Below are 13,554 nucleotides of genomic sequence, written 5' to 3'. Positions count from 1 at the left end.
CACGTCAAGAGAGCTACATGGCAAAAATCTCTGCAAGGCAAGCGCGAACGATAGATAGTGCCAGACGTTCCATAGTCTATAAATTATAATGAAGAAGAAACTAATCAGGGTAACAACCTCAGATATCAGCCTCGACACGCTCATTAAGGGGCAGCTACATTTCATGAACCAACATTATGAAGTGGTAGGCCTGTCTAACAATACGGGTCGCCTAATGAATGTAGCCGAAAGAGAAGGGGTGCGAGTGATTGAAGTGCCCATGCATCGAGAGATTTCACTATGGGCAGATTTGAAAAGTTTGTGGAACTTATGTAAGATATTTAAGCGCGAACGCCCATTCATCGTACATGCCAACACGCCTAAGGGAAGTTTGCTGGCCATGATGGCAGGCAAGCTTACGCGCGTGCCCCATCGCATTTATACTGTTACGGGTTTGCGCTATCAAGGCGCGCAAGGCATGCTCCGTATAATATTGATGACGATGGAGCGCATCACCTGCTTTTGTGCAACAAAGGTAATTCCCGAAGGCAATGGCGTGAAAATGGCATTGGAGCACGACCATATTACGAAGAAACCATTGAAAGTGGTGCTTAACGGCAACATCAACGGCATAGACACTGAATATTTCTCTGCCGAAAGTGTGGCGCGCGTAGATAAAGAACAGCCCACCCAAGCAGAAGTTGCCAACAAGCGAGCAGCTATTCGTGCATCGTTGGGCTTGTCTGCCGATGATTTCGCTTTCGTCTTCGTTGGGCGTATCGTGGGAGACAAGGGAATGAACGAGTTGGCCGCTTGTATGCGCAAGCTTCAAACCGATCAGCCTCAGTGTAAACTCATCTTGGTTGGTACTTTCGAAACCGAACTCGACCCTTTGAACGATGGGAACGAAGAGTTTTTCAAAACAGCGCCAAGCGTTAAGTATGTGGGTTATCAAACCGATGTGCGTCCTTACCTGTTGGCCGCCGATGCGCTTGTGTTCCCCAGTTACCGGGAAGGATTCCCCAATGTGGTGATGCAGGCAGGTGCTATGGGGCTACCTTCTATTGTTACCGACATTAATGGATGTAATGAAATTGTTGTTGATGGTACCAATGGCAAGATAATTTCCCCAAAAGACGAAACGGCATTGCTGGCAGCAATAGAAGTTTTCTTGAAAGAGCGCGATGCGGTTGCCAAGATGGCTGTCATGGCACGGCCGATGATACAACAAAGGTACGAGCAGGAGAAAGTGTGGCAAGCCTTGCTTGCAGAGTATCAAGCATTGGAGCAGACGAAAAAGAACAGATAAGAACCTGTCGCATGGTGCCCTATTGTTTATCGTAAATAAGATTAGTATCTCTAAGTAACATACCTTAACGCGTATATGTAGGCATTGGTACAGGCTACTTGTAGCGGTGCTATAAGGCACGTGTACGCACCCAACAAGCCATTTGTAGTGCAGCTACAAACCGCTAGTAGTCGCACTACAAAGCTATAAAAAGGGCTTACTCCAAGTTTCAAAGCCCTACGTTTAATCCCAAGTTATATATGTACAAGCATTTCTTTAAACGCCTGATAGATTTTAGTGTCGCTTTAATTGTCCTTATATGTATCAGTCCCTTGCTATTAGTCGTAACCCTCTGGTTGCATTTCGCCAATAAGGGTGGGGGAGCTTTCTTCTTGCAGGAACGTCCTGGGAAGAATGGAAAGATATTTAAGGTGATTAAGTATAAGACGATGACCGACGAACGCGATGAGCAGGGACAACTATTACCCGATGACAAACGACTAACTCCCGTTGGTAGCTTTGTTCGCTCTACGTCTATCGATGAGCTACCTCAGCTCTTTAATGTGCTTAAAGGCGACATGTCGCTGATAGGGCCACGTCCGCTACTTCCCCAATACTTGGCTTTGTATTCGCCTTCGCAAGCACGAAGGCACGAAGTGCGGCCAGGCATCTCTGGATGGGCGCAGTGTCACGGGCGCAACGCCATCTCGTGGACACAGAAATTTGAATACGATGTGTGGTATGTAGACCATGTTTCGTTTCTCACCGACATGAAGGTGATATACTATACCATCAAGGCTGTGCTGAAACGTGATGGCATTTCGGCCGAAGGACAAGCCACGATAGAGCCTTTTAACGGAAGTAATTAAAGAATGAAACGCATTGCGATATTTGGTTCTGGCGGGATGGGGCGCGAAATTGCCTGCACCCTGCAAAGGATAAACCACGCTGCCAACAAGGAAGTGTGGCAACTTGTTGGTTTCTACGACGATGGTTTGCCCCAAGGCAGTAGCAACGAGATGGGGAAGGTGCTGGGAGGTGCTGCCCAACTGAATGCCGTTACCGAGCCGTTGGCCGTAGTATTGGCTTTTGGCTCACCGCAAGTTATGCAGCGTGTAAGGCAGTCAATCACTAATCCCAATGTCTACTTCCCCAACATCATCGACCCAACAGTCGAACTATGGCATGCCCCTTCGTTCACGATGGGCGAGGGAAACCTATTTATGCCCCATTGCGTAGTGTCGTGCAATGTACGCATCGGCAATTTCAACCTCTTTAATGGCGATGCAAACATTCGCCACGATGTACAAGTAGGTTCGTTTAATGCGTTCATGCCTGGCGTCCGCTTATCGGGAGGAGTTAAAGTAGGCGACGGCAATTTCTTCGGACTAAACTCTGCTGTTGTGCAGTACAAGACTATTGGCAACGATACGCAAATTGGTGCCGGCGCGGTTGTGATGGACGATACCGCCGACCATTCGCTTTATGTGGGTGTGCCGGCAAGAGTGAAAAGAGATTTAAAGGTGAAAGGGTGAAAGGGTGAAAAAGTGAAAGGGTGAAAAGGTGAAAAAATGGCTAACGCCCTTTTAAGGGGAAGGATGGTTTGCCTACCAACTTGCCAACTGGTTAACTTATTAACTCGTCAACTAGTTGAAACTAGGACAACTAGAATAACTAGAACAACTAGAAACCTAGTAAGACTAGATAAACTAACCCACTAGCTTACTAAACCAAATGCCTCCTTACTCGTCAACCAATCACCCCACCAATTATAATAATGAAATTCTTTGAAAAAACTAGATAATTATGGATAATAAGATTTATTTATGCCTCGCTCACATGAGCGGCAACGAAATGCAGTACATTCAAGAGGCGTTCGACACCAATTGGGTAGTGCCCTTAGGCCCAAACGTCAATGCCTTTGAAAAAGACTTGGAGGCATTTGTGGGGCAGGGCAAGCACGTCGTGGCCCTGTCGGCTGGTACGGCGGCCATTCACTTGGCATTGGTAGCCCTAGGCGTAAAGGCAGGCGATGAGGTTATTTGCCAGTCGTTTACCTTCTCGGCCTCGGCAAACCCCATAACCTATCAAGGTGCAACGCCCGTGTTCGTAGACAGCGAAGACCGCACATGGAACATGGACCCCAACCTCTTGGAGGAGGCAATCAAAGACCGCATCGCCAAAACAGGCAAGAAACCCAAAGCCATCATGTTGGTATATCTATATGGTATGCCCGCCTACATCGACGAGATAATGGAAATTGCCAACCGCTACGGCATACCCGTGGTGGAAGATTCGGCAGAAGCTTTCGGTTCAGAGTACAAGGGGCGCATGACTGGCACCTTCGGTCAGTTCGGTATCATGAGTTTCAACGGCAATAAGATGATAACCACCAGCGGTGGCGGTGCATTGATTTGTCCCGACGAAGAAACGAAGAAACGCATCATGTTCTTTGCTACGCAGGCTCGTGAGCCTATGCCCTACTACTTGCACAAGGAGATTGGTTACAACTATCGTATGAGCAATATCTGCGCAGGTATTGGCCGTGGACAGATGACCATCGCACGCGAACATATCGCCCACCATCGTCACACTACCCAACTTTACGCTCAGTTGTTTGCCGATGTTGATGGAATAGACTTGCACGTTGCTCCCGAAGAATATATGGACCCCAACTATTGGCTCAACACTGTACTTATCGACCCCAAGAAAACAGGCCGCGATTACGAACAGATGCGTCAACATTTGGAGAGGGTGGGCATAGAAAGCCGCCCATTGTGGAAACCCATGCACACGCAACCCGTGTTTAAGGATGCGCCTGCATACGTCAACGGCGTATCAGAAAGGCTCTTCGCACAAGGCCTATGCTTACCATCTGGTCCTTACGTAAGCGACCAAGACATAGAAAGAATAGTTAGAGAGATGAAATAGAGTCGATTGAGTTCATGAGTTTTTAAGTTTTTGGGTTGGGACGTTTTGTGTCTTCAGCTTTCACCGCGTTAGTCGGTGATATGTCCGTTAGTTTCAGTGATTAAGAAAGCATCATAAAAGAACAAAGGAACTCAGAGATATAAAACGAATAAGTAATAAAGATTTAGAATTAGGAACTCCCCAATTCAAGAACTTTATAACTTCAGAAACTTACAAGCTTAGAAACTTAAAAACTCAGAAAATCAGTCTGTTAACTAACACCACTATGAATCCATTTAGCAAGTTTATAAACTGGTACTTCCGTAAAGACTCGTTGCCTTACTGGTGCATTTTCCTTATCGACTGCATTATCTGTTTGTTTGGCGGTCTTTTCGTGTGTACCTTGTTTTTTCGTTTCTCGCGCACAGCCACAAACATCGTGCCCATCTTTAACACGCTGTTGTTTTATCAGTTGTTCAACATCATAGGTTTCCGCGTGTTCCACACCTATGCTGGTGTGATACGCTATTCGTCGTTTGTCGACCTCAAACGCGTGGCCTATGCTATGGGTTTGGGGTTTGTCATCGTTGTCGTTCTGCATTACCCCATCATCTTCTTACCCGCAGTTCATCAGCACATTGTTCCGTTGCATCTGCGCCATATTGTTTCCATCTATCTCGTTACCACCATCTTGCTGTGGACTTTCCGCATCATGATAAAGGGTATTTATGATACGGTGTTCGATACCGGACAGGCCAAGCGCGCACTGATTTATGGCGTACGCGAGGGCGGTGTGGGACTTGCAAAGAACATTACCGCCCAAAAGCCGCAACAGTTCCGCCTTTTCGGTTTCATCTCTCACGAGGAAGGCTTTGCCAACCATTACCTCATGGGCAAGAAAGTGTATGAGGTAAACGACGAACTTCTCCGTGTCATTAAGGAGAACCGCATCAATGCCGTGTTGGTGTCGCCCTTGCGCAACGAGGTGTTTCGCGACAACACACGCTTGCAAGACATGCTTATCGAGGCCGGCGTGAACATCTATATGACCGAAGGCGTGCAAGAGTGGGATGCCGATGCATCGGGCAAGGTGGTGAACACGCTGAAAGAAATCAGTATCGAAGACTTACTGCCACGCGACCAGATACAAATCGACATGCAGAGTGTGGGCAACCTTCTTAAAGGTAAGAAGATACTCATCACGGGTTCGGCAGGTAGTATCGGCAGCGAGATGGTTAGGCAGGTATGTTTGTTCCATCCCGCAGAACTGATGCTGGTAGACCAAGCTGAAACTCCGCAACACGACATCCGCCTGATGATGGCTAACGATTATCCGGCCATTAAATCATATACCGTCATCGCCTCTATCGCCAATCGCGACCGCATGGAGGGCATCTTCTCTACATTCCGTCCCGACTATGTGTTCCATGCTGCCGCTTATAAGCACGTGCCTATGATGGAAAACAACCCCAGCGAGAGCATACAAAACAACGTGTGGGGAACGAAGGTGGTGGCCGACCTCAGCCTGAAATACGGCGTAAAGAAGTTCGTGATGGTGTCTACCGATAAGGCTGTGAACCCCACCAACGTGATGGGCTGTTCTAAACGCATTTGCGAGATTTACGTACAGGCCCTGGATAAGGCCGAGAAAGAGGGCAAGATGCACGGCAACACGCAGTTTGTTACCACGCGTTTTGGCAATGTGCTGGGCTCTAACGGCTCTGTTATTCCGCTTTTCGAACGGCAGATTAAGGCCGGAGGCCCCGTAACCGTTACCGACCCCAACATCATTCGTTTCTTCATGCTCATACCCGAGGCCTGCAAGCTGGTGCTTGAGGCGGGAACGAAGGGCAACGGCGGCGAGATTTTCGTCTTCGATATGGGCAAACCCGTGCGAATAGCCGACTTGGCTAAGCGTATGATACGCCTTTCGGGAGCTAAGAACATCGAGATACAATACACGGGATTGCGTGCTGGTGAGAAACTTTACGAAGAAGTGCTCAACGACGAAGAGGGTACACTGCCCTCGTTCAACCCCAAAATTCGCATCGCTAAGGTGCGCGAGTACGATTACGAACAGGTTAACACCGACGTGATGGAACTCGTATCTATCTCGCATACTTACGACGAAATGAATATCGTGCGTAAGATGAAGGAGATTGTTCCCGAATTTAAGAGCAAGAACTCTGTGTATGCAGAGCTAGATAAATGAGTGCCCAATACTAGAAAGCCACTGGCGGCAATTTCTTAGAGCTAGCCATTAAATAAGCTGATGGGAGTGATAAGATGAATGGAACCGATGAGAGGTGCAAAACAAAAGCTAAGGCCCGCTTGGCTCTAACTCCTCTCAGCAGTACCCATCGTCTCATCACTCCCATTCTTCTTATTCGCCCAATCCGCCCCGCTTGTCCCATCTCTATCTCAACCATTACCACAAAGTTTTAACCCCATTTCCCCTTATTCATGCTATTCTCCCTTTTGCATAACGAGTTTTGGCAAACGCCATTGCCATTCACTTCCCTCAACCACCAGCAGTTTGTTGTGCTGCAACAGGCTGCCGCCAAACAAACGGTAGAGGGGTTGGTGATGGGCGCATTGATACGCAACAATGTGAAGTTAGAGCGTGCCGACGCGCTGACGGCCTATTCGCGAACCATGATGATAGAGCAACTCAACAATAAAGTGAGCGGTGTGGCCAAAGATTTGGCGGGTATTCTGGGCGGCAACGGGATAGATTATCGCATCTTTAAGGGGCAAACCCTTGCGCAACTCTACCCTTATCCCTTGGCACGAACGCCAGGCGATATCGACTTCTATTGCGTTCCTGCCGACTTTACGCGCGCCGAACACCTTTTGCAACAGGCGTGGGGTATCGCCCTTAAAGGCGAAGAAAGCGAGCAACACCGCGAGTTTGCCTATCGTGATGTGCCGTTAGAGATGCACTTCCGCATGATAAAGTTCAACAGCAAGGGCATACAGGCCTATTGGGAAAGGCTGTTGGCCGATGCCCCTATCAAGCAAATCGCCATCCAAGGCGTGCCTGTCGCCACACTTCCGCCTACGCTCAACGTGCTATATACCTTCCTTCACCTTTACCATCATTTGGTGGAATTGGGTGTGGGGCTGCGCCAGTTCTGCGACTTGATGATGCTGTTGCATCGTCATCACGAACGGATAGACCGCAATGCGCTTGCACAGCATCTTCGCACTATGGGTTTCTATCGTGCCTTTTGCGCCATAGGCAGCGTGCTGATAGATAAGCTTGGCTTGCCAGCCCACGAGTTTCCTTTTGCCATTAGTCCTGGCGATGCACGTTATCAGCCAGCCATTCTCGACATCGTGTTCACGGGTGGCAACTTTGGCAAGCACATGTCTACCACGGCTGTGCGCTCAGGCATGCGCTATAACGTTGAGGCCACCATTCGCAAGTTGTGCCATTACCGATTGTTTTGGCGGTTGTCGCCCCGCGAGATACGCGCCACCATCCTTAAAGAGATGCCCCGAAAGATGTTAAGGTTGGGGTTTGGTGGTAAATAGCACCCCCTACTGGCCTCACACCAACCGGCCTCACCCCCAGCCCCTCTCCAAGGGGAGAGGGGAGTAAAATGCCTAGCTGTCCTGTGCAGTATGCCCGCTCCTTGCTGCTTATTAACGTGTAACTTGTCCACTTATTCACTATCCTCTCGTTAACTCGACAACTCGTCCACTCGTTAACTTGTAAACCCGTTAACTTGTCTTCTTGTAAACTCGACAACTCGCTAACTCGCTAACTTGTTAACTCGTCAACTTGTCAACTTGTCCACTCGTCAACTTATAATTAACATGTTTAAATTCCTCCTCCTTTTATCGTTTTTCGTTCTCCCAGCCAAGTCACAGACTAGCAAAACAGAAGAGGCGTTGAGTCGTGCAGGTTATGTCAATGTGCGCGAGTTAGACCACACATTACAAGTATCGTTGATGTATGCGCGCGCAGATAATTTCGTTGGCGTTGTGCTTTACGACGACTTGCGGCAGGCCTATCTGCACCCAGAGGCGGCCGCTGCGCTTGTAAAGGCGCAAAAACGCTTGAAACAGTTACATCCAGAATTAAGTCTGAAAATATACGATGCTGCACGCCCCATGCACATCCAGCAAAAGATGTGGAACAAGGTGAAGAACACGCCGATGAAACCATACGTGAGTAACCCTGCCAATGGCGGTGGGCTGCATAATTATGGTTTGGCGGTGGACCTTACCCTTTGTGATGCTAAGGGCGACAGCATAACTATGGGAACGAAGATAGACCACTTGGGCCCAGAGGCTCACATCGACACCGAAAACCAGCTTGTTGCTAAGGGCATAATCAGCAAACGCGCACAACAAAACCGCCAATTGTTGCGCCAGGTTATGCGCTATGCAGGTTTTAAGCCCCTTCGCACAGAATGGTGGCATTTTAACTTTAAATCGAGAGCCGAGGCAAAACAGCATTACAAGGTGATAAAATAAAAGGCTTTGCCACTGGCCTCTCTCCAAAAAGCCTTGTCCCCTCTACCGGCCTCACACCCAGCCCCTCTCCCAAGAAGGCCTCACCCCCAACCCCTCTCCAAGGGGAGAGGGGAGTGATATGACTTGCTGTTTCGGTGCAAGTTGAAGATGGATACGCAACCTTGCTTGTCTTTTCATTTTGAAACAAGTTTTGTAATCTTGCTTGTCTTTCCACTTTCTTTCTGATGCCTATTATAGTAGAGCAGCATTGAAATTTGAACACGTTGCCTAGGCATAGGTAAGTTAAATTGGTGATGGATGCCTTCATGTAACAATCCTTGTGTTGTAGTCGGCGAAAGACGAACAATCTTTCATTATGGTTGAGGTCTTGTGTTTTTTTGGAGCAGTTCAACTGGATTTTCTAAATTCAATTCTGTTTGCCAATAAATGGTAGTAAGGGACAAGGTATGAGTAGCATAATACAATGGTTGCAAGATTGGACAAAGAGTCAAATAGATGGCGATTGGGAACATGAACTCGGTATTTCTATTAGTATGCTAGATAATCCTGGCTGGATTTTACGTGCTGATGTAAGTAATTATGGAGACTTTTTAAAAGAAACCAAGCCTTTGGGTAGAGATAACGATGTAGATTGGATAGATTTTGAAATAAGAGTAATTGCAAAGACGTATGTCTACATTGAAATTTTTGGTGACATTAGCAAGCTGAATAAAATACTATACTCATTTAAAGCGATTATCGGAGAGCTAGAAGAGCTAGAGAGACAAGGAAAGAGCATCCTTTCTGCTCAACGAATAAAAGAAATAATAGATGATGCCCCATCATAACTCATAAGCTTACGAACTTGTAAGGTTGCGAAAATGTTTTACAAAACACATGCTGTTCGCCAACTCCTTCTAGCGATAATTTAGGGTTAAAAGCATGCAATTAGCCGCAAAAACCAGCTTTATGCACTTCCTTTTTAGTCCAGTTTTAAGAAATTTCCGCCATTTAGCACCACTTTACCTTTCTATTTGGTCGTCTACTCACATCTTTTTCCCATCCCAATTACCTGCTTTTAGCACCTAAAAACCCATTTATTAGCGGGTTTTCGCCATGCAAAACACCTGTTTTCAATCGAAATGAAAACGCATAATCCCCAACTTTACGTGCATTTTTATGCTTTTAGCCTTGCGTTTTGCAGCAAAATAGGCTGCGTTTAGGTGCAAAATGGCCTGCGTTTTGCACCTAAATAGACTGCGTTTAGATGCAAAATGCAGTGCGTTTTGCACCATATTACAAGGTGTTTTGCTGCTAATTGCCGCTTTTCTGCGCAATTTGGGTGCTAACTCTGCATAATCATGCTTAGCTACCTTTTATCTGCCACCACCTTTATTGTACCAGCACAAACCCTCGCGAGAATCGATTTTTTGCGGTCGGGTGGGCGGTTGGTGGACAAAAGTGGCACTCATAATGTTAAAACTCTTACCGAAAAGTGGACAAAAGGAGTGTTGGCGAGTTAACGGAAGGTAAGTTGGCGCGTTATCCAGTTGACGAGAGGTTAAGCGATTAACAAGCGGGCAAGTTTAGAACTAAAGTTTCCCACCCTAATAAATAGATAGAAAAATAACAGTTTGTCGAATTTTCTTTGTAAATTAGTAATCGCTAAACAACTGATTTCAAAGACAAAACAACAAAACTGTTATGGAAGCAAAAATAGAGAAAATAAGCGAGTTATCCAAACTTTTGAGTGTTAAAATCCGAATGAGTGATGATTTATTTCATCTTTTTGGCAAGTTTGGCATCGGCCACCTGTTATCTCGCCTGCCATTGGAGAAACGGGACGGAGTTTCCGCTTCGGAGTTGATCCTTTCCCTTTGCCTCTTCCGCATTGTGGGTGAGAGCATCCACCGCGTTACATGCGAAGTATGTGATTACCGATAGTTGGTTCACTTGCGTGCAACTCATCATTCCTTATTGAATAACTCAAATGGTATTCATTGTTATCCCGAACTGGCCTATTACTACGCCAATCCCCCTGGGTTGTTAGCTCACCGCAGGCAAATTGGCCTGCTGCGTTTGTGCGGCAGTTGTCGTCAGCCTCGGTTATGGCAGCTTTATAGAGCATCCCGGCCCAATGTTGTTCTTCTTGAACCAGCCTTGCGGCACTTCGAGCGCATAGCGCACAGATTGCGACGACTCTACACTTGCCTCACTGAACGGCACCATATCGCGTGTTTCGCAGATTTCGCCACTTGCACTGATGAACGCAATTGAAAGGGGCGTAGGCGTGTCTTTCATCCAGAAGGCGATCTTTTGGTCTTTTTTAAACACAAAAAGCATGCCCGTTCCATCGGGAATATTTGTGCGCCCCATAAAGCCTTTTGTCATCTCTCGGCGTGAGCGGGCAAGCTCAACTGTTATGGGAATGGTCTTGCCGTCAAGATTTGTAATTGCCAAATCCTTTTTTTCAAATTCGATCACAGATGTTGAACACGCGCTAAAAATGACGCAGCACAATACAACAGCTCCTTTCAGCACCAGCTTAGCATGCAGCCGTAAAAACTTTTTCATGGATAATTCTTTGTAAGCCATAATACAATTCTTTATTTATTGGTCTGTAATTTATGGTGTTGTGGATAAGAAACACCTTATTCAAAAGCAAAGGTAGTCTATTTTTTGCAAATCGCGAAAAAGGTTTTGTTGTTTTTCTTGGTTATTTTTTGCCACACTGAAAGCAAATGTCTTGTTTATGTTTCAGATGCTTGCAAAGAGCAGTTCGGTATAATTTAGAACGTAACTTACTACCTTTCCACCTCGTTCTTTCGATTGCCCTGTTCGTCTGTTGGGCACGTCTAAAAACACGCGAAAAGGTTTCTTCCAGCCCGCTTTTGCGCAACGTGTCGTGTTACAGCATGCTTGTAATCTCGTTACACTTTGCTCGTAACCCTGTTGCAGGGTGCTTGTAACAGGGTTACGCTTTGCTTGTAATCCTGTTACAAGCATACTGTAACACGACACCTTGCTCAAAAGCAGCCTGAAAGCATGTGGAGAGAGGTTAGTAATATGGTGTAGGCACCAGAACGCTTACCATTATAACAATGCTCATTCGTGATAATCAGATATGCCAGTTTGGTATAAGGCGATTGCCGTTTGGGGCAACATCAAGGTTTCAGCTGTCGTTGCTACGCCAACAGCCGTGTCGCGGTTGGCCTGTTGGTAGGGCTGTGCAAAGGAAAGGTGAAAAAGTGAAAGAGTGGAAAGATGAAGAAAAAGAAAGGCGAGAGCGACCTACCTTGCCTGGACATTAGCCTTCTTGCCACAACGCCGTAGGTGTTGGTCTGCTTTCTGATGGCAAGCTTACGCTATCATTTAGTAAGAAAGCTTATTGGCGTATATAAATTAATGATGCTTTATACTCATCAAGAAAACAAAACAACAAGCAAAAAGGAAACAGACCAACACCTATGGCGTTGGTTTCACTCTGCCCAGCGCAGGCAGGGTAGGTCGCTATGGCTCCCAACTCAGCCCTACCAACAGACCAACCCCTTTGTGGTTGTTGGGTCATCGAAAACTACCGACAAGCCACCCCTTTTGGGGGTGTTGGCGCATCACAAACTACCGACGAACCACCTCTTTTGGGGTTGTTGGGCCATTGCAAACTGCACATAAGTCCAATTTTAGCCTGTTATATGCACGACATCGCTTCTTGTTGAACAGCACAACTTGCACGCTTTGTTATCCCTAACTGATGTAATCAGATTAGCTGTTCTTAACATGGCTAAGTTTAGAATGCCATTGTGCACATATCATCTTCAACAGCTAAACCATCCATAGAGCAGCTGTTCCCTTAGCCTGAGCCAGCAGATGGAACATAAGGGTTTGCGCAACTTGTTGGCCATATGGCTATGTGTTAAACCTCAAAAGAATGCAACTAAAACAAAACGCCCACGTTGCCGACGAACGGCAGCGTGGGTGTTTTTATATTATATGTTGTGGGATTTAAAGCCTTTGGCCATTAAAAACTCAAAGGCTAACCAAGCTAATTGCTCACGAACGCACGGCCTTACATCTTCCCTTTCCCCAGCAACACCAGAGCCTTTTGCACCACATGGTTGTTTTGGTTCATGATGTGGAAGTACTCCGACATGTCCCATAGGTCGCGAGCCACCAACGCTTTCAGCTGTATCTTGATGCTTGCCAAACTGGTTTTCAGCTCCTTTTGGTCTTTGGCTTTAACCTTTTGCTTTTCGCCTTCGGCCACAATCTCGTCTATAAGTTCTTGCGGCACCTGATACTTTTTGTTGAACTCGGCAAACGTGGGGTACTTCTTTTTCAGTTCCTTGCGATGCTTGTCCATGTATTGTATATTGGCATTAACGATAATTCTCTTGGCAGCCAGCTCGCGATTGTAACGCGAAAACTGCGTGGTGTCTAGCGGAACAAAGTAGTCGGGCATGATGCCACCGCCACCATACACCGCACGTTTGCGGCGTAGGGTTTGGTATTTCAGCGAGTCGTTTAGGTGAATGCTGTCTGCGCTGTAAAGCTCGCCATTCTTAAAGCGGTTGTCTAGGTCCTTCTCGTAGTTGGCATTGTCGCCCTTGGTGTAGGGTTTCTGTATGCACCTACCCGAAGGCGTGTAATAATGAGCCACGGTTAGGCGCATCATACTACCGTCGGCAAACTCGATAGGCCTTTGAACTAAGCCTTTGCCAAACGAACGACGGCCCACGACGATGCCGCGATCTTGGTCTTGCAACGCCCCCGTTACGATTTCGGCAGCCGATGCCGAGAACTCGTTAACCAGTACGAACACCCTGCCCGTGAGCATTCCGCCATCGCCTTGCGCGCGAAACTCCTGCCTGTCTGCATTTCGTCCTTGGGTATATACGATGAGATCGTTGCGGCGG

At 47.0% G+C, this 13,554-nt stretch carries 10 protein-coding genes and 1 pseudogene; 9 read left to right on the top strand and 2 right to left on the bottom strand.

All coding sequences use genetic code 11. The features are described from left to right. Positions 1-88 precede the first annotated feature (88 nt). The 9 genes and pseudogenes from BN93_RS07495 to BN93_RS16745 form a co-directional block, all read left to right on the top strand. Positions 89-1,288, top strand: a complete 1,200-nt coding sequence (locus BN93_RS07495; RefSeq protein WP_019187727.1) for a glycosyltransferase family 4 protein — start codon at positions 89-91, stop codon at positions 1,286-1,288. A gap of 239 nt (positions 1,289-1,527) precedes the next feature. Continuing rightward, positions 1,528-2,136, top strand: coding sequence for a sugar transferase (locus tag BN93_RS07490; protein ID WP_009230477.1), 609 nt, complete (start codon positions 1,528-1,530; stop codon positions 2,134-2,136). A 3-nt stretch (positions 2,137-2,139) separates the two neighbouring features. After that, positions 2,140-2,802 carry an acetyltransferase gene (locus BN93_RS07485; protein ID WP_019187725.1) on the top strand — a complete coding sequence of 221 codons (663 nt, stop codon included), beginning with the start codon at positions 2,140-2,142 and terminating at the stop codon, positions 2,800-2,802. 271 nt (positions 2,803-3,073) lie between these two features. Next, the gene (locus BN93_RS07480) at positions 3,074-4,198 is read left to right on the top strand and encodes a DegT/DnrJ/EryC1/StrS family aminotransferase (RefSeq protein ID WP_044260082.1); all 1,125 of its coding nucleotides are present in this window, start codon (positions 3,074-3,076) and stop codon (positions 4,196-4,198) included. A 265-nt stretch (positions 4,199-4,463) separates the two neighbouring features. After that, positions 4,464-6,389 (top strand): nucleoside-diphosphate sugar epimerase/dehydratase, encoded by a 1,926-nt coding sequence (locus BN93_RS07475; protein ID WP_019187723.1) that lies wholly within the window; start codon positions 4,464-4,466, stop codon positions 6,387-6,389. Positions 6,390-6,682: 293 nt separating this feature from the next. Beyond that, positions 6,683-7,714 (top strand): nucleotidyltransferase domain-containing protein, encoded by a 1,032-nt coding sequence (locus tag BN93_RS07470; protein ID WP_232211136.1) that lies wholly within the window; start codon positions 6,683-6,685, stop codon positions 7,712-7,714. A 285-nt stretch (positions 7,715-7,999) separates the two neighbouring features. Then, complete coding sequence (locus tag BN93_RS07465) at positions 8,000-8,662, top strand: M15 family metallopeptidase (protein WP_019187721.1); 663 nt, start codon at positions 8,000-8,002, stop codon at positions 8,660-8,662. 446 nt (positions 8,663-9,108) lie between these two features. Then, a complete protein-coding gene (locus BN93_RS07460) occupies positions 9,109-9,489 on the top strand; it encodes an Imm53 family immunity protein (protein WP_019187720.1) in 381 nt (126 codons plus the stop codon). A gap of 856 nt (positions 9,490-10,345) precedes the next feature. Continuing rightward, positions 10,346-10,558, top strand: a pseudogene (locus BN93_RS16745) (IS4 family transposase); the annotation flags it as partial. 189 nt (positions 10,559-10,747) lie between these two features. Here the strand turns inward: BN93_RS16745 and BN93_RS07455 are convergent. Both BN93_RS07455 and BN93_RS07440 read right to left on the bottom strand, forming a co-directional pair. Continuing rightward, complete coding sequence (locus BN93_RS07455; RefSeq protein WP_019187718.1) at positions 10,748-11,236, bottom strand: DUF192 domain-containing protein; 489 nt, start codon at positions 11,234-11,236, stop codon at positions 10,748-10,750. Positions 11,237-12,707: 1,471 nt separating this feature from the next. Then, a partial coding sequence (locus tag BN93_RS07440) for a S41 family peptidase (RefSeq protein ID WP_232211135.1) occupies positions 12,708-13,554 on the bottom strand: 847 nt, incomplete at its 5' end.

It is taken from the genome of Prevotella conceptionensis 9403948, assembly GCF_000312305.1.
Taxonomy (GTDB): Bacteria; Bacteroidota; Bacteroidia; order Bacteroidales; family Bacteroidaceae; genus Prevotella; species Prevotella conceptionensis.
This window is presented reverse-complemented; position numbering and strand designations above follow the sequence as displayed.

Bases quoted from the DNA above. Each gene is read 5' to 3' on its own strand.
- BN93_RS07495 (WP_019187727.1), top strand. From the start codon at position 89: ATGAAGAAGAAACTAATCAGGGTAACAACCTCAGATATCAGCCTCGAC.
- BN93_RS07490 (WP_009230477.1), top strand. From the start codon at position 1,528: ATGTACAAGCATTTCTTTAAACGCCTGATAGATTTTAGTGTCGCTTTA.
- BN93_RS07485 (WP_019187725.1), top strand. From the start codon at position 2,140: ATGAAACGCATTGCGATATTTGGTTCTGGCGGGATGGGGCGCGAAATT.
- BN93_RS07480 (WP_044260082.1), top strand. From the start codon at position 3,074: ATGGATAATAAGATTTATTTATGCCTCGCTCACATGAGCGGCAACGAA.
- BN93_RS07475 (WP_019187723.1), top strand. From the start codon at position 4,464: ATGAATCCATTTAGCAAGTTTATAAACTGGTACTTCCGTAAAGACTCG.
- BN93_RS07465 (WP_019187721.1), top strand. From the start codon at position 8,000: ATGTTTAAATTCCTCCTCCTTTTATCGTTTTTCGTTCTCCCAGCCAAG.
- BN93_RS07460 (WP_019187720.1), top strand. From the start codon at position 9,109: ATGAGTAGCATAATACAATGGTTGCAAGATTGGACAAAGAGTCAAATA.
- BN93_RS07455 (WP_019187718.1), bottom strand. From the start codon at position 11,236: ATGGCTTACAAAGAATTATCCATGAAAAAGTTTTTACGGCTGCATGCT.